This window comes from Nocardioidaceae bacterium (assembly GCA_018672315.1).
Lineage (GTDB): Bacteria > Actinomycetota > Actinomycetes > Propionibacteriales > Nocardioidaceae > TYQ2.
The window spans coordinates 2,889,896-2,913,412 of sequence record CP076053.1 but is presented as its reverse complement, the minus strand read 5'-3'; the positions used below and the strand labels follow the sequence as shown (position 1 = coordinate 2,913,412).

24 protein-coding genes are annotated in these 23,517 nt (G+C 72.8%); 15 read left to right on the top strand and 9 right to left on the bottom strand.

Translation table 11 applies throughout. The features are described from left to right. Positions 1 to 36: 36 nt before the first annotated feature. The gene (locus tag KLP28_14030; protein ID QWC84670.1) at positions 37 to 1,596 is read right to left on the bottom strand and encodes an AMP-binding protein; all 1,560 of its coding nucleotides are present in this window, start codon (positions 1,594 to 1,596) and stop codon (positions 37 to 39) included. Positions 1,597 to 1,648: 52 nt separating this feature from the next. Beyond that, positions 1,649 to 2,227, bottom strand: coding sequence for a TIGR00730 family Rossman fold protein (locus tag KLP28_14025; protein QWC84669.1), 579 nt, complete (start codon positions 2,225 to 2,227; stop codon positions 1,649 to 1,651). Positions 2,228 to 2,315: 88 nt separating this feature from the next. Here KLP28_14025 and KLP28_14020 point away from each other — a divergent pair, with 88 nt between their 5' ends. Further along, positions 2,316 to 3,428, top strand: coding sequence for a sigma-70 family RNA polymerase sigma factor (locus tag KLP28_14020; GenBank protein QWC86991.1), 1,113 nt, complete (start codon positions 2,316 to 2,318; stop codon positions 3,426 to 3,428). Positions 3,429 to 3,561: 133 nt separating this feature from the next. Here the strand turns inward: KLP28_14020 and KLP28_14015 are convergent, their stop codons facing one another. Beyond that, entirely contained in the window at positions 3,562 to 4,596 is a 1,035-nt protein-coding gene (locus KLP28_14015) for an aldo/keto reductase (GenBank protein ID QWC86990.1), read from the bottom strand. 132 nt (positions 4,597 to 4,728) lie between these two features. Here KLP28_14015 and KLP28_14010 point away from each other — a divergent pair, with 132 nt between their 5' ends. Next, positions 4,729 to 5,208, top strand: a complete 480-nt coding sequence (locus KLP28_14010) for a DUF4112 domain-containing protein (protein ID QWC84668.1) — start codon at positions 4,729 to 4,731, stop codon at positions 5,206 to 5,208. 19 nt (positions 5,209 to 5,227) lie between these two features. On the opposite strand, the gene KLP28_14005 is transcribed toward KLP28_14010, so the two are convergent. Beyond that, positions 5,228 to 5,767 carry a ribonuclease HI gene (locus KLP28_14005; GenBank protein ID QWC86989.1) on the bottom strand — a complete coding sequence of 180 codons (540 nt, stop codon included), beginning with the start codon at positions 5,765 to 5,767 and terminating at the stop codon, positions 5,228 to 5,230. A gap of 138 nt (positions 5,768 to 5,905) precedes the next feature. On the opposite strand from KLP28_14005, the gene KLP28_14000 reads away from it, so the two are divergent. The 3 genes from KLP28_14000 to KLP28_13990 all read left to right on the top strand — a co-directional run bounded on the left by KLP28_14000 (position 5,906) and on the right by KLP28_13990 (position 8,844). After that, positions 5,906 to 6,457, top strand: coding sequence for a hypothetical protein (locus KLP28_14000; GenBank protein ID QWC84667.1), 552 nt, complete (start codon positions 5,906 to 5,908; stop codon positions 6,455 to 6,457). A 158-nt stretch (positions 6,458 to 6,615) separates the two neighbouring features. Further along, positions 6,616 to 7,347: a DsbA family oxidoreductase gene (locus KLP28_13995; GenBank protein QWC84666.1), complete on the top strand. Its 732-nt coding sequence runs from the start codon at positions 6,616 to 6,618 to the stop codon at positions 7,345 to 7,347. Between the two features lie 27 nt (positions 7,348 to 7,374). Further along, positions 7,375 to 8,844 carry an FAD-dependent oxidoreductase gene (locus tag KLP28_13990; GenBank protein QWC84665.1) on the top strand — a complete coding sequence of 490 codons (1,470 nt, stop codon included), beginning with the start codon at positions 7,375 to 7,377 and terminating at the stop codon, positions 8,842 to 8,844. Here KLP28_13990 and KLP28_13985 read toward each other — a convergent pair. After that, a complete protein-coding gene (locus tag KLP28_13985; GenBank protein ID QWC84664.1) occupies positions 8,831 to 9,568 on the bottom strand; it encodes a CDP-alcohol phosphatidyltransferase family protein in 738 nt (245 codons plus the stop codon). The two genes, KLP28_13990 and KLP28_13985, sit on opposite strands and share 14 nt — an antisense overlap. Positions 9,569 to 9,600: 32 nt before the next feature. On the opposite strand from KLP28_13985, the gene KLP28_13980 reads away from it, so the two are divergent. The 6 genes from KLP28_13980 (at position 9,601) to KLP28_13955 (ending at position 15,235) form a co-directional block, all read left to right on the top strand. Next, positions 9,601 to 10,854 (top strand): ABC transporter substrate-binding protein, encoded by a 1,254-nt coding sequence (locus tag KLP28_13980; GenBank protein ID QWC84663.1) that lies wholly within the window; start codon positions 9,601 to 9,603, stop codon positions 10,852 to 10,854. Positions 10,855 to 10,861: 7 nt separating this feature from the next. Beyond that, entirely contained in the window at positions 10,862 to 11,767 is a 906-nt protein-coding gene (locus tag KLP28_13975) for a hypothetical protein (protein ID QWC84662.1), read from the top strand. Positions 11,768 to 11,775: 8 nt separating this feature from the next. Continuing rightward, positions 11,776 to 12,552, top strand: coding sequence for an ABC transporter permease subunit (locus tag KLP28_13970; GenBank protein QWC84661.1), 777 nt, complete (start codon positions 11,776 to 11,778; stop codon positions 12,550 to 12,552). Continuing rightward, complete coding sequence (locus KLP28_13965; GenBank protein ID QWC84660.1) at positions 12,549 to 13,646, top strand: ABC transporter ATP-binding protein; 1,098 nt, start codon at positions 12,549 to 12,551, stop codon at positions 13,644 to 13,646. Before KLP28_13970 ends, KLP28_13965 begins: the two co-directional genes overlap by 4 nt. A 21-nt stretch (positions 13,647 to 13,667) precedes the next feature. Next, positions 13,668 to 14,243, top strand: coding sequence for a dihydrofolate reductase family protein (locus tag KLP28_13960; protein QWC84659.1), 576 nt, complete (start codon positions 13,668 to 13,670; stop codon positions 14,241 to 14,243). Positions 14,244 to 14,338: 95 nt separating this feature from the next. After that, entirely contained in the window at positions 14,339 to 15,235 is an 897-nt protein-coding gene (locus KLP28_13955; protein QWC84658.1) for a sulfite exporter TauE/SafE family protein, read from the top strand. Between the two features lie 15 nt (positions 15,236 to 15,250). On the opposite strand, the gene KLP28_13950 is transcribed toward KLP28_13955, so the two are convergent. Together KLP28_13950 and fdhF are read right to left on the bottom strand one after the other, a co-directional pair. Beyond that, on the bottom strand, positions 15,251 to 15,661 hold the full coding sequence (locus KLP28_13950) for a DUF1641 domain-containing protein (protein ID QWC84657.1): 411 nt from the start codon (positions 15,659 to 15,661) through the stop codon (positions 15,251 to 15,253). Positions 15,662 to 15,713: 52 nt separating this feature from the next. After that, on the bottom strand, positions 15,714 to 18,827 hold the full coding sequence (gene fdhF, locus KLP28_13945) for a formate dehydrogenase subunit alpha (GenBank protein QWC84656.1): 3,114 nt from the start codon (positions 18,825 to 18,827) through the stop codon (positions 15,714 to 15,716). Between the two features lie 132 nt (positions 18,828 to 18,959). Here fdhF and KLP28_13940 point away from each other — a divergent pair, with 132 nt between their 5' ends. Beyond that, on the top strand, positions 18,960 to 19,196 hold the full coding sequence (locus KLP28_13940) for an antitoxin (protein ID QWC84655.1): 237 nt from the start codon (positions 18,960 to 18,962) through the stop codon (positions 19,194 to 19,196). A gap of 28 nt (positions 19,197 to 19,224) precedes the next feature. After that, positions 19,225 to 20,223 carry an alpha/beta hydrolase gene (locus tag KLP28_13935; protein QWC84654.1) on the top strand — a complete coding sequence of 333 codons (999 nt, stop codon included), beginning with the start codon at positions 19,225 to 19,227 and terminating at the stop codon, positions 20,221 to 20,223. Positions 20,224 to 20,290: 67 nt separating this feature from the next. Here KLP28_13935 and KLP28_13930 read toward each other — a convergent pair whose 3' ends face one another. Further along, entirely contained in the window at positions 20,291 to 20,881 is a 591-nt protein-coding gene (locus KLP28_13930; protein QWC84653.1) for a hypothetical protein, read from the bottom strand. A gap of 30 nt (positions 20,882 to 20,911) precedes the next feature. Next, positions 20,912 to 21,097 carry a hypothetical protein gene (locus tag KLP28_13925; GenBank protein QWC84652.1) on the bottom strand — a complete coding sequence of 62 codons (186 nt, stop codon included), beginning with the start codon at positions 21,095 to 21,097 and terminating at the stop codon, positions 20,912 to 20,914. Between the two features lie 108 nt (positions 21,098 to 21,205). On the opposite strand from KLP28_13925, the gene KLP28_13920 reads away from it, so the two are divergent. Together KLP28_13920 and KLP28_13915 are read left to right on the top strand one after the other, a co-directional pair. Beyond that, positions 21,206 to 22,117, top strand: coding sequence for a glutaminase (locus KLP28_13920; GenBank protein QWC84651.1), 912 nt, complete (start codon positions 21,206 to 21,208; stop codon positions 22,115 to 22,117). An 80-nt stretch (positions 22,118 to 22,197) separates the two neighbouring features. After that, positions 22,198 to 23,487, top strand: a complete 1,290-nt coding sequence (locus KLP28_13915) for an HNH endonuclease (GenBank protein ID QWC84650.1) — start codon at positions 22,198 to 22,200, stop codon at positions 23,485 to 23,487. Positions 23,488 to 23,517: the final 30 nt, after the last annotated feature.

The following is a 23,517-nucleotide window of genomic DNA, read 5'->3' as shown; positions in this document are numbered from 1 at the left end:
ACCCGGTCACGGCGGTCACGCCGGTCGCGACACGGCTCAGTGGGGCGAGTCGTCCGCCCGCTCACGCAGCACGTACTTCTGCGTCTTGCCGGTCGACGTCTTCGGCAGGTCCCCGAACACGACCTGGTGCGGGGCCTTGAAGTGCGCGATCTCGGCGCGCACGTGCTCGATCACCTGCTGCTCGGTCACCTCGGCGCCCGGCTCGAGCGCGACGTACGCCACGGGCACCTCGCCCCACTTCTCGTGCGGGGAGCCGACCACCGCCACCTCGATGACGCCGTCGAGGTCGGCGATGACGTGCTCGACCTCGACGGAGGCGATGTTCTCCCCGCCGGAGACGATCACGTCCTTGCTGCGGTCGCGCAGCTCGAGGTAGCCGTCGGGGTGCATCACGCCGACGTCGCCGGTGCGGAACCACCCGTCCGGCACGGCCGCGGCCGTCGCCTCCTCGTCGTCGAGGTATCCCAGCATCACGTTGTTGCCGGCCATGGCGATCTCGCCCATCGTCTCGCCGTCGGCGGGCACGTCGGTGCCGTCGTCGGCGACGACGCGAGGGCGCAGCGAGACCATGTTGCCGATCCCCTGGCGCGACTTCAGGCGTGCCACCTCGCGGTCGTCCGCGCCGTCCCACTCGGGCAGCCACTCGCACACCAGCGCCGGCCCGTACGTCTCGGTCAGCCCGTAGAGATGGGTGACATCGAAGCCGAGCTCGGCCATGCGGCGCAGGATCGCCGGCGAGGGCGGCGCTCCCCCGGTCGCGATGCTCACCGGCCGGTCCAGCGGTGAGGCCTCCTCGGCATGGGCGATCATCGACAGCACCGTCGGGGCGCCCTCGAGGTGCGTGACGCCCTCGGCCCGCAGCAGGCGCCACACCTCAGTGGGGTCGACGGCCGGCAGGCACACGTGCGTCCCGCCCGCCGCGGTGACCGCCCAGGGAAAGCACCAGCCGTTGCAGTGGAACATCGGCAACGTCCACAGGTGCACGCTGCGGGGGCTCAACGCGAAGTGGCCGACCATCGCCAGGGCCTGCAGGTACGCCCCGCGGTGCTGGTACATGACGCCCTTCGGCGAGCCCGTCGTGCCGGAGGTGTAGTTGATGCTGAGCACTCCCTCCTCGTCGAGGTCGTCGGACCCCGTCACCGGCTCCGCGTCGGCGAGCAGGGCCTCGTACGCCTCGCCGGCGTCGATCACCCGCGGGGGGTCCTCGAGCTCCGCGACCGACTCCTCGACCAGGCCGGCGAAGGACGCGTCGCGGATGAGCACACCGGCCCGGCAGTGACCCAGGATGTAGCTCATCTCACGTCGCCCGAGCCGTGTGTTCAGCGCGACCAGCGGCACGCCCGACCAGGGCACGCCGTAGTGGGCCTCGAGCAGCACGTGCGAGTTCGGCGCCAGCACGGCCACCGGTCGACCCTCCTCGACCGACGGCAGTGCCGCCAGCCCGCCGGCCAGGCGTGCGGCGCGGTCGCGCAGCTCGGCGTACGTCCAGCGCTGCCCACCGTCGACGACGGCGACCCGGTCGGCGAACGCCTCCGCCGCGCGGTCGAGGAACGCGGTCGGCGTCAGGGGTGCGCGGTGGTGGCTGGACGCGGTCATCGGCCCATCACCTCACGACCGGTCCCGGCTGGCAAGGGGCGCGACGCGACGTTCAGTCGCGCCCGCCGAGCAGCCCGTCGAGCAGGCTGTCGAGCAGGTCTCCGACCTCGGAGCGTGTGATGACCGCGTCCCGGTTCGCGGCGTCGACGAAGCCCGCCGTCACGCTCGCGTCCAGCACCTGCACGAGCGGCGCCCAGTAGCCGGCCACGTCGAGCAGCCCGACGGGCACGCGGTGCAGGCCGAGCTGGTTCCAGGTCAGCGTCTCGAAGAGCTCGTCGAGCGTGCCGAACCCGCCCGGGAGCACGACGACGGCGTCGGCCAGCTCGTACATCCGTGCCTTGCGCTCGTGCATCGACCCCACGACCTCGAGCCCGGTCAGCGACTCGTGGGCCACCTCGCGGTCCTCCAGGTGCTGCGGGATCACACCGACCACCTCGCCTCCGGCGGCCAGCGCGGCGTCCGCGACCTCCCCCATCAGGCCGACACGACCGCCACCGAAGACCACCCGCAGGCCGCGCGCGGCGATCTCGCGTCCGAGCGACGCGGCGGCCCGGGCGTACGCGGGGTCCTCACCGGCCCGGGAACCACAGAAGACGAGCACGGACGTCGCAGCACGATCGGGGTCGGTCACGCCACGACACTACGAGCCGCCGATGAGTCCGCACCTCGACGGTGGTCGACACGGGCAGAAGTTCGTACGCTCCCCCCAGGAGGACCCCATGACGCAGAGCTCCGAGACCCGTGCGGCCCCCGTGGCCCGTCCCGAGGTGGACCTCGACGCGGACTTCGAGGCCCTCGTCGCCCCGCACCGTCGCGAGCTGCTGGCCCACTGCTACCGCATGGTCGGCTCACCGGCCGAGGCCGAGGACCTGGTGCAGGAGACCTACCTGCGGGCGTGGAGGTCGCGTCAGAGGTTCGAGGGCCGTTCGTCGGTGCGTACGTGGCTCTACCGCATCGCCACCAACGTCTGCCTGACGAACATCGAGGGCCGGGACCGACGGCCGCTGCCCACCGGTCTGGGCGCTCCGTCGCTGCCTGCCGACGCGCCCCTGGTCGCCCGCGAGATCGAGTGGCTCGGCCCCCTGCCCGACGCGATGGTCGCGCCCGTGGATCCGGGCGAGGTGGCGGTCACCAACGACGGCGTACGCCTTGCCTTCGTCGCCGCCCTGCAGCACCTGCCCGCGCGTCAACGGGCCGTCCTCGTGCTGCGCGACGTGCTGCGGTGGAGCGCCGCCGAGACCGCGGCGGCCCTCGACACCACGGTCGCCGCGGTCAACAGTGCGCTGCAGCGCGCCCACGCGACGCTGGAGAAGGTCGGGCCCGACGCGGACACCGCACCCGGCCCGCTCACCGCGCGGCAGGAGCAGATGCTGCGCGCGTACGTCGAGGCCTTCTGGCGCAAGGACGTCGATGCCCTCGCCTCCCTGCTCACTGCCGACGCGGTGTGGGAGATGCCGCCGTGGGAGGGCTGGTACGCCGGCCCGGCCACCATCGCCGGTCTCGTCAGCGGACAGTGTCCCGGGCAGACGCACGACATGCCGATGCTGCCGACCAGCTGCAACGGTCAGCCCGCGTTCGGGCTGTACATGCGCGAGAGCGCCCTGGTCGACGCCGCGAACGTCGACCCCGCCGCCGCCGGGTCGGGGCGCCAGGACGTGTTCGTGCCGTTCCAGCTGCACGTGCTGGACCTCGACGCCGGCACCGCAGCGGACGAGCGCCCGCTGATCGATCACGTCGTCGCGTTCTTCGGACCCGACCTGTTCGCGGCAGCCGGACTCCCCTCGGTGCTCACCGCGGAGCAGGTCGCGACGATCGTGCCGCTGCAGGCCTGATACCCGATCCCCACGCGTCACGCGAGCCGACGAGCCCCTCGAGGTCCCCGCGCCCCCTCGAGGTCTCCGCGGTGGATCGAGGCCACCTCGTGGACCGGATCCACCGCCGGGCGCCGCCGGGGTCGTGCGGGCGTCAGCGGCCGCCCTCGATCCTGCGGCTGCGCTGCTCGGTGCCGGGCCCGCCGTACGGGTAGTCGGCGGGCTGCGGGTCGCTGGCCGCGTCGAGCCGCGCGGTGTGCTCCTCGCTGAGGTGCAGCGAGGCCGCGCCGAGGTTGTCCTCGAGCTGCTCGACCGTGCGCGCACCGAGGATCACCGAGGTCACCGCGGGGCGGTCGGCGAGCCAGGCCAGCGCGACCTGCGCCATCGACGCGCCCGTCTCCTCCGCGACGGCCTGGACCGCGTCGACCACGTCCCAGGTGCGCTGCTGGGTGGAGCGCCGGTCGTACGCCTCGACACCGCGGTCCGGGTCCTCGCCCAGACGGGTCTCACCGGTGGGTCGCTCGTCGCGGGAGTACTTGCCCGTCAGCCACCCCCCACCCAACGGGCTCCAGGGCAGCAGACCGAGACCGTTCGCCTCGGCCGCGGGCACGATCTCCCACTCGATCTCGCGGACGAGCAGGTTGTACTGCGGTTGCAGCGTCACCGGCACCTCCAGACCCATCGCCTCGCTCATGGAGACGGCGCGCTGCAGCTGCCACCCGGTGAAGTTCGACAGGCCGGCGTACGCGATCTTCCCGCGGCGCACCGCGTCGTCGAGGAACCGCAGGGTCTCCTCCAGCGGCGTCAACGGGTCCCAGGCGTGCACCTGGTAGAGGTCGATCTGCTCCACCCCGAGTCGCCGCAGCGACGCGTCGAGCGCACGGGTGAGGTGCCGGCGTGAGAGGCCGACGTCATTCGGCCCCTCCCCCATCGGGAAGCGTCCCTTCGACGCGACCACCACCTGGTCGGTGACCTCACGGGGCCGGTCGGCCAGCCAGCGGCCGATGATCTCCTCCGACACCCCGGCGCTGTAGACGTCGGCGGTGTCGACGAGGGTGCCGCCGACCTCGCAGAACCGGTCCAGCTGGGCGTGCGCGACGGACTCATCGCTCTCCGCGCCGAACGTCATGGTGCCGAGCGTCAGGCGCGAGACGCTCGTGCCCGTGCGACCCAGGGGGCGGTACTCCATGGTCGTGGTGTCGGTCGATTCGTTGCTCATGGGGTGCTCCTGCCCGTTCGACGGTGCGTACGACACCCGAGGACGCTGTCCGAGATGCCGTACGGACCGGTCAGGACACCCACGCGCGGGTAGGACGGCTCCGTGACCCCCGAGCTGGAGAAGCGCCGCGCCCGTCACCAGCGGTTGGCGCGGGTGATGGACGAGGCCGTACGCGTCCCCGGAACACGACTGACGATCGGGCTCGACCCCGTCATCGGACTGGTCCCGGGCATCGGCGACCTCGCCGGCTCGGCCGTGTCCAGCATCATCCTCACCGACGCGGTGCGCTCCCGCGTCCCGGTCCCTGTGCTGGGGCGCATGGGGTGGAACATCATCGTCGACGCGCTGCTCGGGCTCGTGCCGCTCGTCGGCGACGCCGCCGACGTGGTGCACCGGGCGCACCGCAAGAACTCGCGGCTCCTGAGCGAGTCCCTGGAGTCGGGGACCGCCGGCGCCATCCACGGACGGGGGCCGACCGTGGGGTACGTCGCCGCGGCCGTGCTGGTCGCGTTCCTGCCGCTGGTGCTCGCCCTCGTCGTCGCGGTCGTCGCGCTCGTCGCGGTGGTGTCGCTGGTCCTCTGAGCGCCGCCACGCCGGGTGGCTACCAGAGGCCCGCCTGCTGGTCCTCGCCCTCGTCCGGTGTCTCGCGTACGGACTCGGCCCGCCCCGCCGCGTGCATCAGCCCGGCATCGGCGAGCGAGACGTCCCTGCTGGCCTCGACGGCGAGCCGATCGACCAGGTCGTTCATCGCGTTGCCGGAGTGCCCCTTGACCCAGCCGAACGCCACCGGCCCCTCGGTCTGCCGGCGTCGGAACTCCGCGACGAACGGTTCCCACAGGTCACGGTTGGCCACCGGCTGCTTGGCGGAGTTGAGCCAGCCACGGCTCAACCAGCCGCGCCACCAGCCGTCACGGAAGCAGTTCACGACGTAGGTGGAGTCGCTGACCACCAGCAGCGGGCCGGGGTGGGCCAGCACGGCCTCGTACGCGGCCCGCACCTCCATGCGCTGGTTCGTGCTGCCGGGCTCGTGGCCCCGGCCGAAGGTCTGCTCGTCCCGCGCCCACGCCCAGCCGCCGGGACCGGGATTGCCCGCGCACGCGCCGTCGGTGAAGACGGTGACGGCTCCGGCGGGGACCGGCATCGCGGGGCGTTGCGTCCGCGGACGGACGCGGGAGGTGGGTCGGCGTGGGGGCACCGGCAGAACGTAAAGGATTCAACCGATCACGGGTGAGGCCGGGCTCGCGGCGGGTATGAGTGGTGTCACATCCGAGGGGGTCCGATGAGCGAGATCGTGCTGCCGCGCCGCCGAGCGCACGGCTGCTGCGGCGAGGTGTGGATGCCTGCGCTCACCAGCGACGAGGTCGACGTGGCGTACGTGCGCCGTGCGGTGCTCCCCTGGCGGCGCCGGGTGACCCCGACTCTGGCGGACTGCCTGGCCGACCGGGCCGTGGGCCGCTGGCCGACGGGCTGGCGGCGGCCGGTGCACTGGGTCCTGCGCCTGGTCGGGCTCGTCGGGGTGCTCGTGCTGCTGGTGCCGGCGCTCCTCGAGCTGCTCATCGCGCTGGCCGTGCTGCCGCTGGTGAAGCAACGCCGACGCAGCCGCGGCGAGTGGCCGGTGCAGCTGGTCGTGGGCGGCGCGGTGCGCCACGTGGAGTTGTGCCCCACCGAGGACGACGCGCACGAGCGGGCCTTCGCCCTGCGGATGGAGCTCATCCACCTCGAGCCGTACGAGTCCCTCGTCGCGGACGGCATCGTCGGCGCGCCCGCGTCGGTGCACCGGCTCGACGAGCGGCGCGACGCTGCTCGTACGCGTCACAGCCACGTGGCCTGACGGCTCCCCGCTCTCCCGCCCCCCTGAACGCCCGCAGATGCGGGCGTTCCCGTGCATGCGCGGGCTTGCAACGCCGCACATGCACCCGGAAGCCCGCAGGTGCGGGCGTTCAGGGGGCGGCACGGAACATCGGAGGCGTCCGCGCTGTTGAGGTCCTCATGCGTATCGACGTCTGGTCCGACATCGCCTGCCCGTGGTGCTACGTGGGCAAGCGCCACCTCGAGAGCGCCCTCGCCCAGTTCGGCGAGGCACAGCCCGACGCGGAGGTCGAGGTCGTCTTCCGCTCCTTCGAGCTGGACCCGCAGGCCCCGGCCGAGCGGGAGGGCGACTACGTGCAGATGCTCGCCTCGAAGTACCGCGCCAGCCACGACAAGGCGCAGGCCATGCTCGACCAGATGACGATGACCGGCTTCGAGGCCGGGCTCGACCTGCGCTTCGACAAGGTGCGGCCGGGCAGCACCTTCGACGCCCACCGGCTGCTGCACCTCGGGCGCGCCCGGGGACTGGGGGCCGAGGTCAAGGAGCGGCTCATGCGTGCCTACCTCACCGAGGGCGTCCTGATGAGCGACCTCGACGAGCTGCGCCGCCTCGGCGTCGAGGCCGGCCTGGACGACGACGAGGTCTCCGCGGTGCTCTCGGCCGACACCTACGGCGAGGACGTGCGCACCGAGGAGGAGACCGCGTACGAGCTCGGCTGCAGCGGCGTGCCCTTCTTCGTCGTCGACCGGGCGTACGCGATCAACGGCGCCCAGCCCGCCGAGCGGATCCTCGAGGTGCTGCAGACAGCGCACGCCGAAGCGCGCCAGACCGTCCCGAGCGCGGCCGGACCAGCCGACAGCGCGCACCACGAGCACGGTCCGGACTGCTCCGGTGGCACCTGCGCGATCTGAGGTCGGGCCGCGGGGCAGGATCGAGCCATGACGGTCTCCAGCGACACCCGCGCCGATGCCCGGTCCCGCGTCCTGCAGCGACTGAACCGGCCCTCCGGTCCCTCGCGGCAGCGTGAGGACGACCGCGTCTGGGACGTGCTCGTCGTCGGCTGCGGCACCGCCGGCCTGGTCGCCGCGAAGACCGCCGCCCGCATGGGCGCGCACGTGCTGGTCGTGGAGTCCGGACGGCTGGGCGGGGACTGCCTGTTCACCGGCTGCGTGCCGTCCAAGACCCTGCTCGCCGCCGCCCGCTCCGGCGCCGACTTCGACACCGCCATGGACCGCGTGCGCGACACGGTCACCGCCATCGCCCCCGACGACGACCAGGAGTCGCTCGAGGCGACCGGCGCGGTCGTACGCCCCGGGCGGGTGCGCTTCACCGGCCCCGGCGAGGCCGACGTCTCCGGTCGCACCGCCCGGTTCCTGCAGGCCGTGATCGCGACCGGGGCCTCGCCGGCCCTGCCACCGATCGAGGGTCTCGCCGACGCCGACCCGCTGACCAGCGAGACCGTCTGGGACCTCGCGGAGCTTCCCTCCCGACTCACCGTGCTGGGCGGTGGCCCGATCGGTTGCGAGCTCGCCCAGGCCTTCGCCGGACTCGGGTCGACCGTCACGCTGGTCGAGGTGGAGTCGCGCCTGCTCGGCGCCGAGGACCCCGACGCCGCCGCCGTCGTGGCCGACGCCCTCGTCGCGGACGGTGTCGACGTACGCCTCGGGCAGGCCGCGACCCGTGTCGACGCCACGGGCGTCACGCTCGCCGACGGCAGCACCGTCGCCCACGACCGGGTGCTGGTGGCCCTGGGGCGTACGCCGCGCACGGGCGACCTGGACCTGGACCGCGTCGGCGTCGAGACCGACGAGCGCGGGTTCGTGGTCGTCGACGAGACGCTGCGCAGCTCCAACCCGCGCATCCTCGCCGCCGGGGACGTCACGGGCGGGCCACAGTTCACCCACGTCGCCGGGGTGCACGGGTCGACCGCCGGCAGCAACGCCGCACTCGGCCTGAAGCGGTCTGTCACCGACGTGGTCCCCCGCGTCACCTACACCCACCCCGAGGTCGCCGCCGTCGGGGCACCCACCCACGACCTGCCGTCGGGGTGGCGCACCCTGACCACCCGCCACGCCGAGGTCGACCGGGCGGTCGCCGAGGGCGAGACCGCCGGGTTCTCACGCCTCGTCGTCGACCGCCGCGGGCGCATCCGCGGCGGCACGGTCGTCGGCCCCCGCGCCGGGGAGTCGCTCGGCGAGGTCTCGCTGGCGGTCTCCCAGGGCGTGAAGATCTCCGGCCTGGCCGGGGTGATCCACCCCTACCCGACCTACAACGACGGCATCTGGAGCGCGACCACCGACGACCTGCGTCGCACGCTCGAGGGAGCCGTGGTCTCCCGCGCCCTGAAGGGTGCGAGCCGCGGGCGACGGCTGTGGTTGCGGGCTCGGGACCGCGTCAGCGACCGCTGACCGGGCCGTCGACCGGACCGCGCAGCGTGCGGTACCCGCCGACCACCCGCTGCGTCGCGCTGATCCCGACGACGACCGCCCACACCCACGCGATCTCGGGTGCGTACGCCGGCAGCAGCAGCCACAGGCTGTGCACCAGGACGGTCTCGGTGCCCTCGGCGAGACCTCCCAGGAAGCTGAAGGACCGGCCGTCGTCGAGCCGGTGCCCGGTGCGCTCGGCGATCGAGGAGAACGCCAGGAACGACGTGCCGTTGAGGTAGTAGGCCACCAGCACCGCGAGGAACGGCCACAGATCGACCAGGCCACCACCGGTGCCACCCCCGGTGCCGGCGACCTGCACGCCGACCGCGACCCCGACGACGCCGGCGGCGTAGCTGACGAAGTCGCAGGTCAGGTCGAGGAAGCCTCCCGCGTCGGAGTCGTGGTCGATGACGTCGCCCGTGTCGCCCGTGTCGCCCGTGTCGTCCGCGGTCGCCGAGGTGGCCGAGATGGCTGAGGCACGCCGTCGGGCCAGCGGTCCGTCGAGGCCGTCCAGCACCCGCGAGGCGACCCAGAGCACGAGCGCAGGGGTCCACAGCGTCGCGGCGGCCAGGCCGGCCGAGGTGAGCCCGGCCGCGAGTCCCGCAAGCGTGAGGCGGTCCGGGGTGAGGGCGGGGCGGTCCAGGCGCGCGGCGATCGCGTCGAGGGTGGGGCCGATCACGCGGCGTACGGGAGCGTCGAGCACGTCGATGAGCCTCGCACGGCTACCGTCCCAGCGTGACCAACCCACGGGCCCGCCGGACCGCTCTCGTCGCTGCGGTCTGCGCCGGCGGCCTTGTCCTGAGCGCTTGCGCCGGACCCGTCGAGGGGCCGACGACGCAGGCGTCCGGCGACCGCCCGTGGAGCGAGGTGCTCGCCGAGGCCGACGGGCAGACGGTGGACCTGTGGATGTTCGGCGGCGACGACGCCGGCAACGCCTACGTCGACGACGTGCTCGCCCCGGCCGCCGCCGACCTGGGGGTCGAGCTGCGTCGTGTCCCCGTCGCCGACACCGGCGAAGCGATCCGCCGGATGCTCGCCGAGAACGCCGCGGGGCGTACGGACGGGGCCGTCGACCTCGTCTGGGTCAACGGCGACAACTTCGCCACCGGCCGCCAGGCCGACGCCTGGCTGTGCGGCTGGGCCGAGGACCTGCCCAACCGCCAGTACGTCGCTGCCGACGACCCGCTCGTGACCAGCGACTTCGGCGTGCCGGTCGACGGGTGCGAGTCGCCCTGGCACAAGGCGCAGTTCACCTTCGTCCACGACTCCGCGCGCATGGACGACCCGCCGACGTCCCTGCTCGGCCTGCTCGCGTGGGCGGAGGCCAACCCCGGCCGCTTCACCTATCCCGCGCCGCCGGACTTCACGGGCTCGGTGTTCCTGCGCGAGGTCCTGTACGCCACCGCGGGCGGCGTCGAGGAGGTCCCGGCGCAGTTCGACCAGGCCGCGTACGACGACCTCTCCCCCGCGCTGTTCGACCGCCTGCGCGAGGTGGCGCCCAGCCTGTGGCGTGAGGGCACCACGTACCCCCGTGACGAGCAGGAGCTCAACCGACTCTTCGCCGACGGCGAGGTCGACGTGACGATGACGTACGGCCCCGCGACACTCGAGCAGCTCGTCGCCGAGGGCACCCTGCCCGAGACGACCGAGATCCTGACCTTCGAGGAGGGCACCGTGGGCAACGCGAGCTTCCTCGGGCTCCCGGCCAGCGCGCAGGACCGGGCCGGCGCGATGGTCGTCGCGAACCTCGCCCTCAGCCCCGAGCAGCAGGCTGCGAAGGCCGACCCGTCGGTCTGGGGACAGTTCACCGTGCTCGACCTCGACCTGCTCTCGCCCGCGCAGCGGGCCCTCTTCGAGGACCTGCCCGCCTCGACGGTGCTGCCGCCGTACGAGGAGCTCAGCGAGAACGCCCAGCCCGAGCTCGGCTCCGGGTGGGTCGGCCCGCTGGACGAGGGCTGGCGCCGCCAGGTCCTCGCCGAGACCTCGTGACTCACCAGTGACCGACCACCGCGACCTGCTGCGGGCGACCCCGTCCCTGGCGGCGGTGCTGGCGATCGCGGGTGTCGGGATGGGCCTGGTGGTCCTCACCTCGTTCGGGCTGATGCCGCTCGTCGGCGCTCCGGAGGCCTCGCTGGCAGGCTGGCGGCTCAGCGGCACCGACCTGCTGCTGGGCGTCCGCGAGACGCTGGTGATCGCCACCGCCTCGACCGTGGTGGCGTGCGCCATCGGTCTGGCCGTCGGGTCGCTGGTGCTCGCCGCCGGTCCCGGGGTGCGGCTCGTACGCGCCGTGGCCGTCGTGGTGCTGGCTCTCCCCCACCTGGTCGGCGCCGCCTCCACGGGTCTGCTCCTGCGCGATGCCGGCCTGGCCGAGCGGGTCGCCGGCGCCGCCGGGTTGCCTGCGTCGGCCGGCTGGCCTCGGCTCGTCGGTGGTCCGTGGCCGGTCGCGACGGTGCTGGAGTTCGCGTGGAAGGAGTCGGCCTTCGTCGCCCTCGTCGTCGTCGCGGCGCTCGGTGCCACCCACGTCGCGCGCACCGAGACGGCGGCTGCGCTCGGGGCGACGCCGTGGCAGCGGTGGCGACGGGTGCTGGTGCCGGCCTCACTCCCGGCGGTCGGCGCCTCGGGGCTGATCGTCTTCGTCTACACCGTCGGCAACTACGAGGTGGCGTGGCTGCTGGGGCGTGCCTACCCCGAGCCGCTGCCCGTGCTCGCGTTCCGTCTCTTCACCTCGGTCGACCTCACCGACCGACCCGCCGCGGCCGCAGCCGCGGCCGTCACCGCCGCCCTCGCGCTGGGCACGGCGGTCGTCGTCGCGGTCCTCCTGCCCTCGTTGGCGCGAGCACTGGGACACGGCGTCGGCGCCGGGGGCTCGGACCTCGCGGCTCGTGCCGGGGCAGCGCGGTGAGAGGGAGGGTGAGGGCACGTGCGTACGCGGCCCTGGCGCTCGCCTGGTTCGCCGTCCCGGTGGTCCCGATGCTGATCTGGGCCGGCGCCGACCGCTGGACGGCGCCCGCGCTCCTGCCCCAGGAGCTGGGCGTCCGCGGCTGGCAGGCCGCCTGGGACGCCGGTGTGCTCGCTGCCGGCGCCCGGTCGCTGCTGCTCGGCGCGGCGGTCGCCGCCATCGCCACGCCTCTCGGGGCGACCGCGGGTCGGGTGCTCGGCTGGGGACGTGGATGGAGCCGCGCGCTCGTCGCGGTGGTGATGCTCCTGCCGGTGCTGCTGCCGCCCTTCGCCGTCTCGATCGGGCTCGACGTGCTGCTGCTGCGCCTGCAGGTGCCGGGGCTGGTCGCGACGATCGCCGTCCTGGCGACCTTCGCGCTGCCCTACTGCGCCTTCACGATCGGGGCGGGGTACGCCGCCACCGACCGCACCGTCGAGGACCAGGCGCGTGCCCTCGGGGCCCGGCCGCGCACGGCGCGTCGGCGCGCCACCCTGCCCGCGCTGCGTCGACCGCTGCTGGTCGCCGCCGTGCTCGCCTTCCTCGTGGGATGGAGCGACTACGTGGTGACCCTCCTGCTGGGCGGCGGTCAGCTGGTGACGCTGCCGGTCCTGCTGGGGTCCGCGGCCTCGGGCACGGGCAACGAGCCGACCGTCGCGGCGCTGGCGGTCGCGACCGCCGTCCCGCCGGTGCTGCTGCTGGGGGCCGTGGTGCTCCTCGCGCGGCGGCGTACGCGGAGCGCCGTCGCATGAGCGGCCTGGCGCTGCGCGGTGTGACGCACCGCTACTCGCGTGCGGGCGACGTCGTGCTGGCGGACGTCGACCTCGAGGTCACCGACCGCGAGATGGTCGCGGTGCTCGGCCCCTCGGGCACCGGCAAGTCGACCCTGCTGCGCGTCGCCGCGGGCCTCGTCGCGCCGGTCTCGGGCACCGTCCGGCTCGGTGGGGAGGACGTCACCGCCCGACCGACCGAGCGCCGCGACCTCACGGTCATGTTCCAGCGGCCGCACCTGTTCGACCACCTCGACGTGCGCGACAACGTGGCCTTCGGGCCGCGTACGCAGGGGCTCTCCCGCCGCGAGGCCCGCACCCGCGCCCAGCGGTACCTCGCGCTGGTGCAGCTGGGCGACGCCGCGCGGCGTCGGCCCGCGGAGCTCTCCGGGGGCCAGCAGCAGCGCGTCGCCCTCGCCCGAGCGCTTGCCTGTGAGCGCGGGGTGCTGCTGCTGGACGAGCCGTTCAGCTCGCTCGACCCTGTCCTGCGCGGGCAGATGCACGACCTGTTGGCGACCGTGCGTGCGGAGCTGTCCCCGACGGTGCTGATGGTCACCCACGACCTGGACGAGGCCTCGCTCGCCGACCGGGTCGCCGTGCTCGAGTCCGGGCGGCTGCAGCAGGTCGCGCCCGCGGCCGACCTGTACGCCCGCCCGGCGACGCTGGCGGTCGCGCGCCTCGTCGGCGGCGCCCACGAGGTGCCCGGCGAGGTCGTGGACGGGGTGCACCACTCGGCGTACGGGAAGGTGCGGCTCGCCCCGGACTGCGAGGTGCGAGGTCCCGCCGTCGCCTTGCTGCGGCGCGAGCAGCTGCGGATCGTGCCTGCCGCCGACCTCGGTGCCGACAGCGGCGAGAGCGCCCCGTTCCGGCGGCGCGGTGTCGTCGAGCGCACGCGGCTCGCCGGGCCCCGCGTGACAGCCGTCGTGCGCTGCGAGGACGGCCCCGACCGGGTCGACGTCGAGCTCAAGCCAGGACGCACGGTCGAGCGCGGGGAGGACGTCGTGGTGCAGCCGGCGGCCGGCGTACGACCGTGGGCCATCTCGTCGGTCCCACCCAGTACGTTGCGGGGCAACTGACCCCATCTCCCGGAGGACCCCGTGCGCCAGCTGATCGTGACCGAGATGATGAGCCTCGACGGGGTGGTGGACTCCCCCGGTGGGGGCGACCACCCGCGCGCCGGCTGGACCTTCGGCGAGGTGCCGTTCGAGGAGGCCGCCTACGAGCTGAAGGGCACCGAGCAGGAGCAGGCCGGAGCGCTGCTGCTGGGCCGGGTGACCTACCAGGAGTTCGCGCCCGTGTGGCCGTCGATGGACGCCGAGTTCGCGCGCTACAACAGCCTCCCGAAGTACGTCGTCTCCACCACGTTGCGGACGACCGACCCCGGGTGGCCGGCGGAGATCCTCCCCGACCTCGACGCCGTGGCGCGCCTCAGGCAGGGCGAGGGCGACCCGCTGATCGTGCACGGCTCGGCCTCGCTGGCCCAGTCGCTCCTCGCTGCCGGGCTGGTGGACCGCTTCCACCTGTTGGTGTTCCCGGTCGTGCTCGGCAGCGGTCGGCGGCTCTTCGGCGACGGCCCGCTGACCGCCGCGGAGGGTGGCCTGTCGCTGGTCGAGCACGAGGCGTACGCCAACGGGGTGCTCAAGCTCGTCTACGACGTGGCACGTCCTGGCTGAGCGAGGGAATGCGCGGGGCCGACTGACTGCTAGAATGTACGTACATTAAGCAGTCCGTCGGGTGCCACCGCACGCGACGCTCCCCGGAGGTGGTCATGGCAGGTATCCCCGTCGAGCTCCTGGTGCTGACCCTCGCGCTGTCGGTGGTCGTCGGCGTCACCCTGGGTCTGCTCGGCGGGGGCGGGTCGATCCTCACCGTGCCGGTGCTCGTGTACGTCGCGGGCCTCGACGCCAAGCAGGCGATCGCGACCTCGCTCGTGGTCGTCGGCGTGACCGCGGCGATGGGCACGGTGAGCCACGCGCGCGCCGGCCGGGTGCGGTGGCGTACGGGGCTCCTCTTCGGCGCGGCCGGACTCTCCGGCGCGTTCCTCGGCGGCCTGCTGGGCGGGGTGCTGCCCGGCGCGGTCCTCCTGGTCGGGTTCGCCGTGATGATGCTGGTGACCGCGGTGGCGATGCTGCGGGGACGCGGCGACGTCGCACCGAGGCAGGGCGACCTGCCGGTGCTGCACGTGCTCGGCGAGGGTCTCGTCGTGGGGCTCGTGACGGGCCTCGTCGGTGCCGGCGGCGGTTTCCTGGTGGTGCCGGCGCTCGTGCTGCTCGGCGGACTGCCGATGAGCGTGGCCGTCGGCACCTCGCTGCTGGTGATCGCGATGAAGTCGCTGGGCGGTCTCGCTGGCTACCTCAGCAGCGTGCAGCTGGACTGGGCGCTGGTCGCCGCGGTGACCGCGGCCGCCGTCGTCGGCAGCCTCGTGGGCGGGCGCCTGGTCTCAGCCGTGCCCGAGGCCGCGCTGCGCCGCGGCTTCGCGTGGTTCGTGCTGGTCATGGGCGTGTTCGTGCTCGCGCAGGAGCTGCCCGCCGCCGTCGTGGTGCCCGCGGGCGTCGTGCTCGCGGCCGTGGTGGCCTCGGGCACCGCCTGCTGGCACCTCGTCAGCAGCTGCCCGCTGCGTCGGGCGGTGCACGCCACCGCGGGCCGGACACCCCGGACGGCCTGAGCCGCCCGGGGAGCGCTACTTCGGCAGCGAGGACCCCACCGCGGCCAGCGCGGCCAGGGCGGCGGCGAGCCCGCGGCGTACGTCCTTGTCGTGCGCGCGCTTGGCGAGTCGCAGGAAGCCCGGCGGCCTGCTGTCCGCTGCTGCCGCGGCGGCGTCCTTGCGTGCCTTCCTGATGCCCTGGGCGAGCTGCTCTGCGGCCTCGGGGTCGGGGTCGCCCAGCGCGCCGGCCAGTGCGATGCCCGAGCGGATCGCGTCGGCGTCGATCGCCTTCAGCAACGAGGTGAGCAGCTGCGGGTAGGCGCGTGCGCCCCCCGCCATCACCCGCAGCAGACCGGACTCGTGCAGCGCGAGCACGAGGTCGTCCACATCGTCCTGTGGGCCGGTGTCCTGCGGCGTGGGCGGGGCGTAGGTCAGCGGCTTGGCCATCAGGCGCTCCTGGTCTCGGAGGGGATCGCGGACGGGGTGAGGGCGGTGCGCATCAGGCCTTCGCCCCCTTGGGCTCGCGCTCCGGCGGGGCGACGTAGTCCTCGCGGGACCACTTCTCCTCCACCAGCACGCCGTACTGCCGTGAGCTGTTGCCGTAGCGGTGGTGGTGCGCCGGGATCGGCCGACCCTCGGGGTCCTGGGTCTCGTCGCGCTCGCCCTGGCGGCCCCGGTCGGCGGCACGACGGCGTCGACGGCGGTCGCCGTCGCTGTGGTCGATCTTCTCCAGGCGGGCGGCCAGCTCCTTGTACGCCGGGGTGTGGCTGTCCTTGTCGGTCTCGTTGCTGGTGAGGCGGTTGATCTCGCCGGCCTGCATCGGCACCCACACCTCGAAGTCCGCGACACCCTCGTCGAGCAGGATGCGTGCCTCCATCTCGCCGCGCGGGCTGATCAGGCGCACCCAGTCACCGGTCTTCAGCCCACCCTGCGCCTCGGCGGTCGCGCGGTTCATCTCGACGTAGGTGTCGGGGACGATGTGGGACAGACCCTTCGACCGCAACGTCATGTTGCCCTCGTGGAAGTGCTCGAGCTCGCGGCCGTTGTTGATGTGCAGCGGGAACTCCTCGCTGCGCTGATCGGTCGGCTCGTGCTCCTCGAGGGCGAACAGCCGCGCCTTGCCGTCGTCGAAGTGGAACCCGTCGGTGTAGAGCAGCGGCGTGTCGGTGCCGTCGGCCGCGACCGGCCACTGCAGCGAGTCGAAGCCCTCGAGACGGTCGTAGCTGACGCCGGCGAAGAGCGGGGTGAGGTCGGCGACCTCGTCCATGATCATCGACGGGTGGGTGTAGCCCCAGTCGTACCCCATGCGGTCGGCGATGCCCTGCAGGATCTCCCAGTCGGCACGTGAGTCGCCGATCGGCTCCATCACCTTGTTGATGCGCTGGACGCGACGCTCGGTGTTGGTGAAGGTGCCGTCCTTCTCCAGCGAGGCGGCGGCGGGCAGCACCACGTCGGCGTACTCGCAGGTCTTGGAGAAGAAGAGCTCGGTGACGACGAAGAACTCCAGCGCCGCCAGGGCCTCCTGCACGTAGTTGATGTTGGCGTCGACGAGGCTCATCTCCTCGCCGACGACGATCATGGCCTTGAGGTTGCCGGCGTGGACCTGCTCGATCATGCCGTGGTTGTCCAGGCCCGGCTCACGCTTGAGCTCGGTGCCCCAGGCCTTCTGGAACTTCGCGGCGACCTCCTCGTCCTCGACCGGCTGGTAGCCGGGGTAGAACGAGTTGATGGTGCCGAAGTCGCTGCAGCCCTGCACGTTGTTGTGGCCGCGCAGCGGGTACGCCCCGGTGCCCGGGCGCCCGTAGTTGCCGGTGACCAGCAGCAGGTTCGAGATGGCGGTGGAGGTGTCGGAGCCCATCGTGTGCTGGGTGACGCCCATCGCCCACAGCGCCGAGACCGACCCGGCGTCGACGATGCGCTTCGCGACGTCCTTCAGCTGCTCGACGCTGATGCCGGTGCGCTCCTCGGCGTACTCGAGGGTGAACTTCTCGAGCGAGGCGCGGTACTCCTCGACGTCGTTGACGTGCTCCTTCAAGAAGGCCTCGGCGGCCCAGCCCTGGTCGAAGATGTAGCGCGAGAGGGCCGAGAGCCACACCATGTCGGTGCCGGGGTTCGGCTTGAGGAAGACGTCGGCGCGCTCGGCCATCTCGTGCTTGCGGAGGTCCGCCACGATCAGCTGGTGGCCGGCGAGCTTCTGGGAGCGGCGCACGCGCGAGGCGATGACCGGGTGGGCCGCGGCGGTGTTGGAGCCGACGATCAGCACCAGCTCGGCGCGCTCGATGTCGGAGATCGAGCCGGCGTCGCCGCCGTACCCCACCGTGCGCCACAGGCCCTGGGTGGCCGGCGCCTGGCAGTAGCGCGAGCAGTTGTCGGTGTTGTGGGTGCCGAAGACCTGGCGGGCGAGCTTCTGGACGAGGTAGGACTCCTCGTTGGTCGCCTTGGAGGACCCGATCACCGAGACGGCGTCGGAGCCGTCGCGCGCGATGATCTCACTCATCTTGTCTGCGATGAGGGCGTACGCCTCGTCCCAGCTGGCCTCGCGGAACCGGTGGCCGTCGCGGATCAGCGGCGTCGTGAGGCGGTCGGGGGCGTTGACGTAGTCCCAGCCGAACTTGCCCTTGACGCAGGTCGAGATGTTGTTGGCGGGGGCTTCCTCGCTCGGCTGGACGCGGAGGATCTCGCGGCCTCGCGTCTCGATGTTGAAGGAGCAGCCGACGCCGCAGTAGGTGCAGACCGTCTTGGTCTTGTCGATCGTCGACATGCGCGCCTTGGACTCCAGGCGCGAGACCTCGTAGAGGGGGCCGTAGCCGATCGTCGGCTCGACGTCCTTGACCAGGTCGATCGCGAGCTCGCGGGTCTCCTCGGGCCAGTCGGTCATCAGGCCGTGGCGGCCGACCATGGACTTCTCCAGGAGCGCGTTGCAGGGGCAGACTGTCACGCAGTGGCCGCACCCGACGCACGAGGACTCCCCAGCCAGCGCGCCGCCGTCCCACAGCACGCGCGGGTTGTCGTCGTCCCAGTTGATCGACAGCGTCTCGGTGACCTGCACGTCCTGGCAGGCCTCGACGCAGCGACCGCACAGGATGCACTGGTCGGGGTCGTAGCGGTAGAAGGCGTGGGAGTCGTCGACCTCGTACGGCTTCGGCTCGAACCCGATCTTCTCGTGGAGCAGACCGGTGGCCTCGACGCCGCTCTTGAGCGTGCAGTGACCGTCGTTGTGGTCGCAGACGGTGCAGTAGAGCGTGTGCTTGCGCACCAGCCGCTGTCCCGCCTCCTCGCGCGCCTCGGCCGAGCGGCCGTTCAGCGAGACCTGCAGGCCCTCGGTGGCCTCGACGGCGCAGGCGCGCACGACCTGCCCGTCGATCTCGACCATGCAGGCGTCGCAGGTCTGGATCGGGCCGAGCGACTCGTGGTAGCAGATCGACGGGAACGCCTTCGCGGAGTCCTCACCGTCGGTGAGCACCTCGACCAGCGGCCGTCCCTTGACCCCCGGCACCTCGATGCCGTCGACGGTGACCGTCACGGTCTCGGCGGGGTCCGCAGCAGCGTCCTCGGACAGCGGGGCCCAGCGGGCCTTGCGGTCGACGTCGTGCGGGCGGGACTGAGCAGTCATGAAGGACCTCCGGTCGCAAGGGTGTGACCTGGGCGACGGCCACAGCGGTCACCGTATCCCTCGATCCCCGTCGTCATGCCCTGCCGACCCGCTCGGCACCGATCCGTTGCTGATCGGCTCTACGCTGGCAGCATGGGTTTCCTCGACGACGCCAAGAAGCGACTCTCCGACGCCATCGACCAGCATGGCGACTCCGTGGCGGACGCCGCGGAGAAGCACGGCGACAAGGTCACCGACGGCATCGACAAGGCTGCCGCCTTCGCGAAGGACAAGCTGTCCGACCGCGGCGACACGGTCGACAAGATCGCCGGCAAGGCCAAGGAGGGCGCCGAGACCCTCACCGAGAAGGCGAAGGACCTCCGCCGCTGACCCCGCGCGAACGCCCTAGGCTCGACCGGTGAGCAGCAACGACAGCACGCGAAGCACCTCCTGGTCCCCCGACGTCATCGAGGGCTACGAGCAGCACGAGATCGAGCTCGGCGAGGACCCGGACGGCGAGGGCCGGGCCGTGGCGGTGCTCGTACGCCGCCCCGTGCGCGACGGGGAGCAGGTGCGCGGCGTCATGCTGCACGTGCACGGCTTCAGCGACTACTTCTTCCAGACCGACCTCGCCGACTTCGCCGCGGCGCACGGTCTCGCGTTCTACGCTCTCGACCTGCGCAAGTGCGGACGCGCTCGACGCGAGGGCCAGTCGGCGCACTACGTCAGCGACCTCGCGCTCTACGACGTCGAGCTCGACGCCGCCACCGCCATCGTCGCCGCCGAGCACCCCGACGTGCCCGTCGTGCTCGAGGGGCACTCCACCGGCGGCCTGGTCACAGCGTTGTACCTCGACCGGCGCCGTCGCGAGGGGCGGCTCGCGCCGTACGCGGGTCTGGTGCACAACTCGCCCTGGTACGACCTGCAGGGCAAGCCCTCCATGCGCGGCGTCCTGACCTGGGCCATGCACGCAGTCTCCACGGTGCGCCCGCTGCGGCCGCTCAACCTGCCCGCGGGCAACTACGGCCGGACGCTCCACGTCGAGGGGACCGGCGAGTGGGAGTTCGACACCGAGTGGAAGCCCTTGACCGGGTTCCCCATCATCGTCGGCTGGCTCTCCGCGGTGCGCAAGGCGCAGGCCCGACTCCACCGGGGGCTCGACGTCGGCGTGCCCGCGCTGGTGCTGCGCAGCGAGACGACGCACTACTCGCGCCGGTACTCCGAGAAGTCCGACCGCGCCGACATCGTGCTCGACGTACGCCAGATCGCCCGGTGGGCCGGTTGCCTCGGCACCAAGACCTGGATCGTGCCGATCGCCGACGCCCGCCACGACGTCTTCCTGTCGCTGCACGGGCCGCGTGAGGAGGCGTACGCCGTGCTCGAGCGCTGGCTCGCCGACAACGACCTCGGCGCCTGACCCCGTCGCTCCGGCCGGCCGGTGCGGCCGGTCCGGGCTGTCCGGGCTGTCCCGGCTGTCCGGACGGTCAGTCGCAGCGGTCGCAGAGACCGCCGAGCATCTCGGTGCCGTGCACCGGGCAGAGGTTCAGCGGCGCCGCCGGGGGTGTGGCCGCGGCGGCCTGACGGGTCGTCCGTGCCGCCGTCCCAGCACTGCTGCGGGTGGGCCGCGCGGGACGTGCGGCCCGCGTCGGCGTCGTCGCGACCCGGGGCTCCACACGGTCCGGGCAGGTGCTGCGGTGGGTCACCGCCTCCTCGACGAGGTCGGCCCACACCGCCCGCTTCTCCGCGATCGCCAGCTGGCTCGCGGCGACCCGGATGACCGTCGTGCGGCCGTTGGAGCGCTGGCGTACGAAGCCGAACCGCTGGGCGTGGTCCCGCGCGACGTCAGGCCCCACGGCCAGGTCCACGTGGCTACGCTGCACCAGCAGCGCGAACTCCTTCGCCGGGTCCGAGCCGAGCTCGACGCGCCCGGGTCCCGTGCGCAGCACCTCGAGATGAGCCCGGCCCGCCGCCTCAGTCACCGCGTCGACCACGACACGGTCGGCGCGCACCTCCGTGAGCGCCTCGCTGAGAGTTCGTGGTTCCATCTCGGGCTGCATCTCGGGCTGGGTCGACACGACGACGAGCCTACGCGCGGGGCGTACGCCTCACTGCTCCAGGCTGCGCCGCTGCCTGCGCAGCGCGATGCCGTCGACGACCCGCCAGGCGACCCACACGACGGCGGTGATCGCGACGAACGAGCCCACCACGATGTAGTCGTGCCGCGTGTCCGCGATCAGCAGCGCCAGCAGCGCTGCGAGCAGCGGCACCAGCATCACGACGTTGCGGGACATGCCTCGACCTGTGCCCGGTCGGCACCGTCGGCACACCACGGCGTACGCAGCTCTCGGCCACCCTCCCCCGCACCGGCGCCATGGCACGGTGCGGCACACTCGCCGCTCGTGGAAATGAGACGGATCCTCGAGCGGGTGCACGCCGACGCCGCGCCGTACGTGGGTCACGGCCACCTCGCGGACTACATCCCGAGCCTCGCCGAGGTCGATGCGTTCCAGTTCGGCATGACGGTCGTCTCGTGCGAGGGCGAGGAGACCTCGATCGGTGACACCGACGTGCGGTTCTCGGTGCAGTCGGTCACCAAGGTGTTCAGCCTCGCGCTCGTGATCGCAGCCGACGACCACGGCATCTGGCAGCGCATCTCCCGCGAGCCGTCCGGCAACCCGTTCAACTCCCTGCTGCTGCTCGACCAGGAGAACGGGCGCCCCCGGAACCCGTTCATCAACGCGGGAGCACTCGCGGTGACCGACCGGCTGCAGACCCTGACCGGGGACGCGGCGGGCGCCGTCCGCGACCTCGCCCGCGCAGAGACAGGCGCCGCGGACATCGACATCGACGCCGACGTGGCCGCCTCCGAGATCGCCCACAGCCACCGCAACGCGGCCATGGCCCACCTGCTCGCGAGCTACGGGAACCTCGAGAACGCTGTCGACGAGGTCGTCGAGGCCTACAGCCGCCAGTGCGCGTTGGCGATGAGCGCGACCGAGGTGGCCCGCACCGGAGCCTTCCTGGCACGGGACGGCGTCCGCGCCGACGGCTCACGGCTGCTCAGCCGCAGCCAGGCCAAGCGCATCAACGCCGTGATGCTGACGTGCGGTACCTACGACCGGGCGGGCGAGTTCGCCTTCCGGGTCGGGCTCCCGGCCAAGTCGGGCGTGGGCGGGGCCATCCTCGCGATCATCCCGGGCCGGGGCTCGATCTGCGTGTGGTCGCCCGCGCTCGGCGACGCCGGCAACTCCTCAGCGGGACTGGCGGCCCTGGACTCGTTCACGACCCACTCGGACTGGTCGGTCTTCTAGGATCCGCCGGACGCCGGCGATATCCCCAGCGCTCCTGATCGGCCTTGCGTTCGCACATGTGTTCGAATAGTATTCATGACATGACCTCGCTTCTCGACCCCGCCCCGATCGTTGGGCGGTCGCGTGAGCGGGGTCCGCGGGAGACGGTCAGCTCGGTTCATGACGCGCTCGACGCTGCGGGTCCGGTCGAGGGGTTGTCGTCTCGGGAGTGCGACGCGTTGATCGCGGAGGTGTCCCGGGCCAGAGCCAGACTGCAGGCGTACGAGTTGCGGTTGGTCGCTGCGGCTGCGAAGACGACCGTGGCTTCTGATGCGGGGGTGCGTACGACCAGTGACTGGTTGGCTGCTCGCACGCGTACGACCGGTGCAGCGGCTGCCCGCACCGTGGGTCTGGCCGCCGACCTCGATGACCGGCTTCCCGCGACGAGTCAGGCCCTGGACGCGGGGTTGGTCTCGCGCGAGCACGCCGCGGTGATCGCGCACGCCGTCGCCCAGCTCCCCACCGGGCTGTCCGCCCAGGACAAGGCCACCGTCGAGCAGCGGCTCGTCGAGCGCAGCCGCACCCTGGACCCGACCCAGCTGCGCCGCCACGCCCGCCGGGTCCTCGAGGTCGTCGAACCCGACCCCGCCGTGGTCGATGCTCATGAGGACGCCCAGCTCGTGGATGAGGAGTCTCGGGCCCTGGCCAAGGCGCGGTTGACGGTGCACGACAACGCAGACGGCACTGTGACCGGGCACTTCACCGTCCCGCACCTGGCGGGGTCGGTGCTGCGGAAGATCCTGGCCGCGATGACCGCACCCCGCCGCGCCGCGCTCGGCGCCACCCAGGCGCAAGGAGCTCAGCCGCTGGGTGACGGTGGGCGGGACTGGGCCCATGAGCGGGGTGTCGCGTTCGCGGCCCTTCTCGAGCACCTGCCGACCGACCGGCTCTCGGGCAAGACCGCGACGACGCTCGTGGTGACGATGGACCACACCACCCTGGCCGGGGCGGTGAAGGCGGCTGGGATCGACACCGGTGAGCGGCTCTCCTCAGCGACCACCCGGCGGCTCGCGTGCAGCTCCGGTCTCGTGCCCGTGGTGCTCGGTGGGGAGTCCCAGCCGCTGGACCTCGGCCGGCAACGGCGCCTGTTCTCCGAGGCCCAACGCCTCGCGGGAGCGACCCGGCACACCACCTGCGCCGCGACCGGGTGCCAGACCCCGTACGCGTGGACCGAGCTGCACCACGCCAGACCCTGGTCCCACGGCGGCACCACCGACCTGGCCGACATGGTCCCGCTGTGCGCGTTCCACCACCGCCGCATCCACGACGGCCGCTACGAGCATCGTCGACAACCCGACGGCACCATCACGTTCACCTCACGGGCCGGCTGAACGATGCAGGCAGCCTGCGCGGCGACGTGC

Bases quoted from the DNA above. Each gene is read 5' to 3' on its own strand.
- KLP28_14015 (QWC86990.1), bottom strand. From the start codon at position 4,596: ATGGAGTACCGCCCCCTGGGTCGCACGGGCACGAGCGTCTCGCGCCTG.
- KLP28_13955 (QWC84658.1), top strand. From the start codon at position 14,339: ATGGCAGGTATCCCCGTCGAGCTCCTGGTGCTGACCCTCGCGCTGTCG.
- KLP28_14005 (QWC86989.1), bottom strand. From the start codon at position 5,767: ATGCCGGTCCCCGCCGGAGCCGTCACCGTCTTCACCGACGGCGCGTGC.
- KLP28_13950 (QWC84657.1), bottom strand. From the start codon at position 15,661: ATGGCCAAGCCGCTGACCTACGCCCCGCCCACGCCGCAGGACACCGGC.
- KLP28_13995 (QWC84666.1), top strand. From the start codon at position 6,616: ATGCGTATCGACGTCTGGTCCGACATCGCCTGCCCGTGGTGCTACGTG.
- KLP28_13990 (QWC84665.1), top strand. From the start codon at position 7,375: ATGACGGTCTCCAGCGACACCCGCGCCGATGCCCGGTCCCGCGTCCTG.
- KLP28_13925 (QWC84652.1), bottom strand. From the start codon at position 21,097: ATGTCCCGCAACGTCGTGATGCTGGTGCCGCTGCTCGCAGCGCTGCTG.
- KLP28_14000 (QWC84667.1), top strand. From the start codon at position 5,906: ATGAGCGAGATCGTGCTGCCGCGCCGCCGAGCGCACGGCTGCTGCGGC.
- KLP28_14030 (QWC84670.1), bottom strand. From the start codon at position 1,596: ATGACCGCGTCCAGCCACCACCGCGCACCCCTGACGCCGACCGCGTTC.
- KLP28_13940 (QWC84655.1), top strand. From the start codon at position 18,960: ATGGGTTTCCTCGACGACGCCAAGAAGCGACTCTCCGACGCCATCGAC.
- KLP28_14020 (QWC86991.1), top strand. From the start codon at position 2,316: ATGACGCAGAGCTCCGAGACCCGTGCGGCCCCCGTGGCCCGTCCCGAG.
- KLP28_13915 (QWC84650.1), top strand. From the start codon at position 22,198: ATGACCTCGCTTCTCGACCCCGCCCCGATCGTTGGGCGGTCGCGTGAG.
- fdhF (QWC84656.1), bottom strand. From the start codon at position 18,827: ATGACTGCTCAGTCCCGCCCGCACGACGTCGACCGCAAGGCCCGCTGG.
- KLP28_13965 (QWC84660.1), top strand. From the start codon at position 12,549: ATGAGCGGCCTGGCGCTGCGCGGTGTGACGCACCGCTACTCGCGTGCG.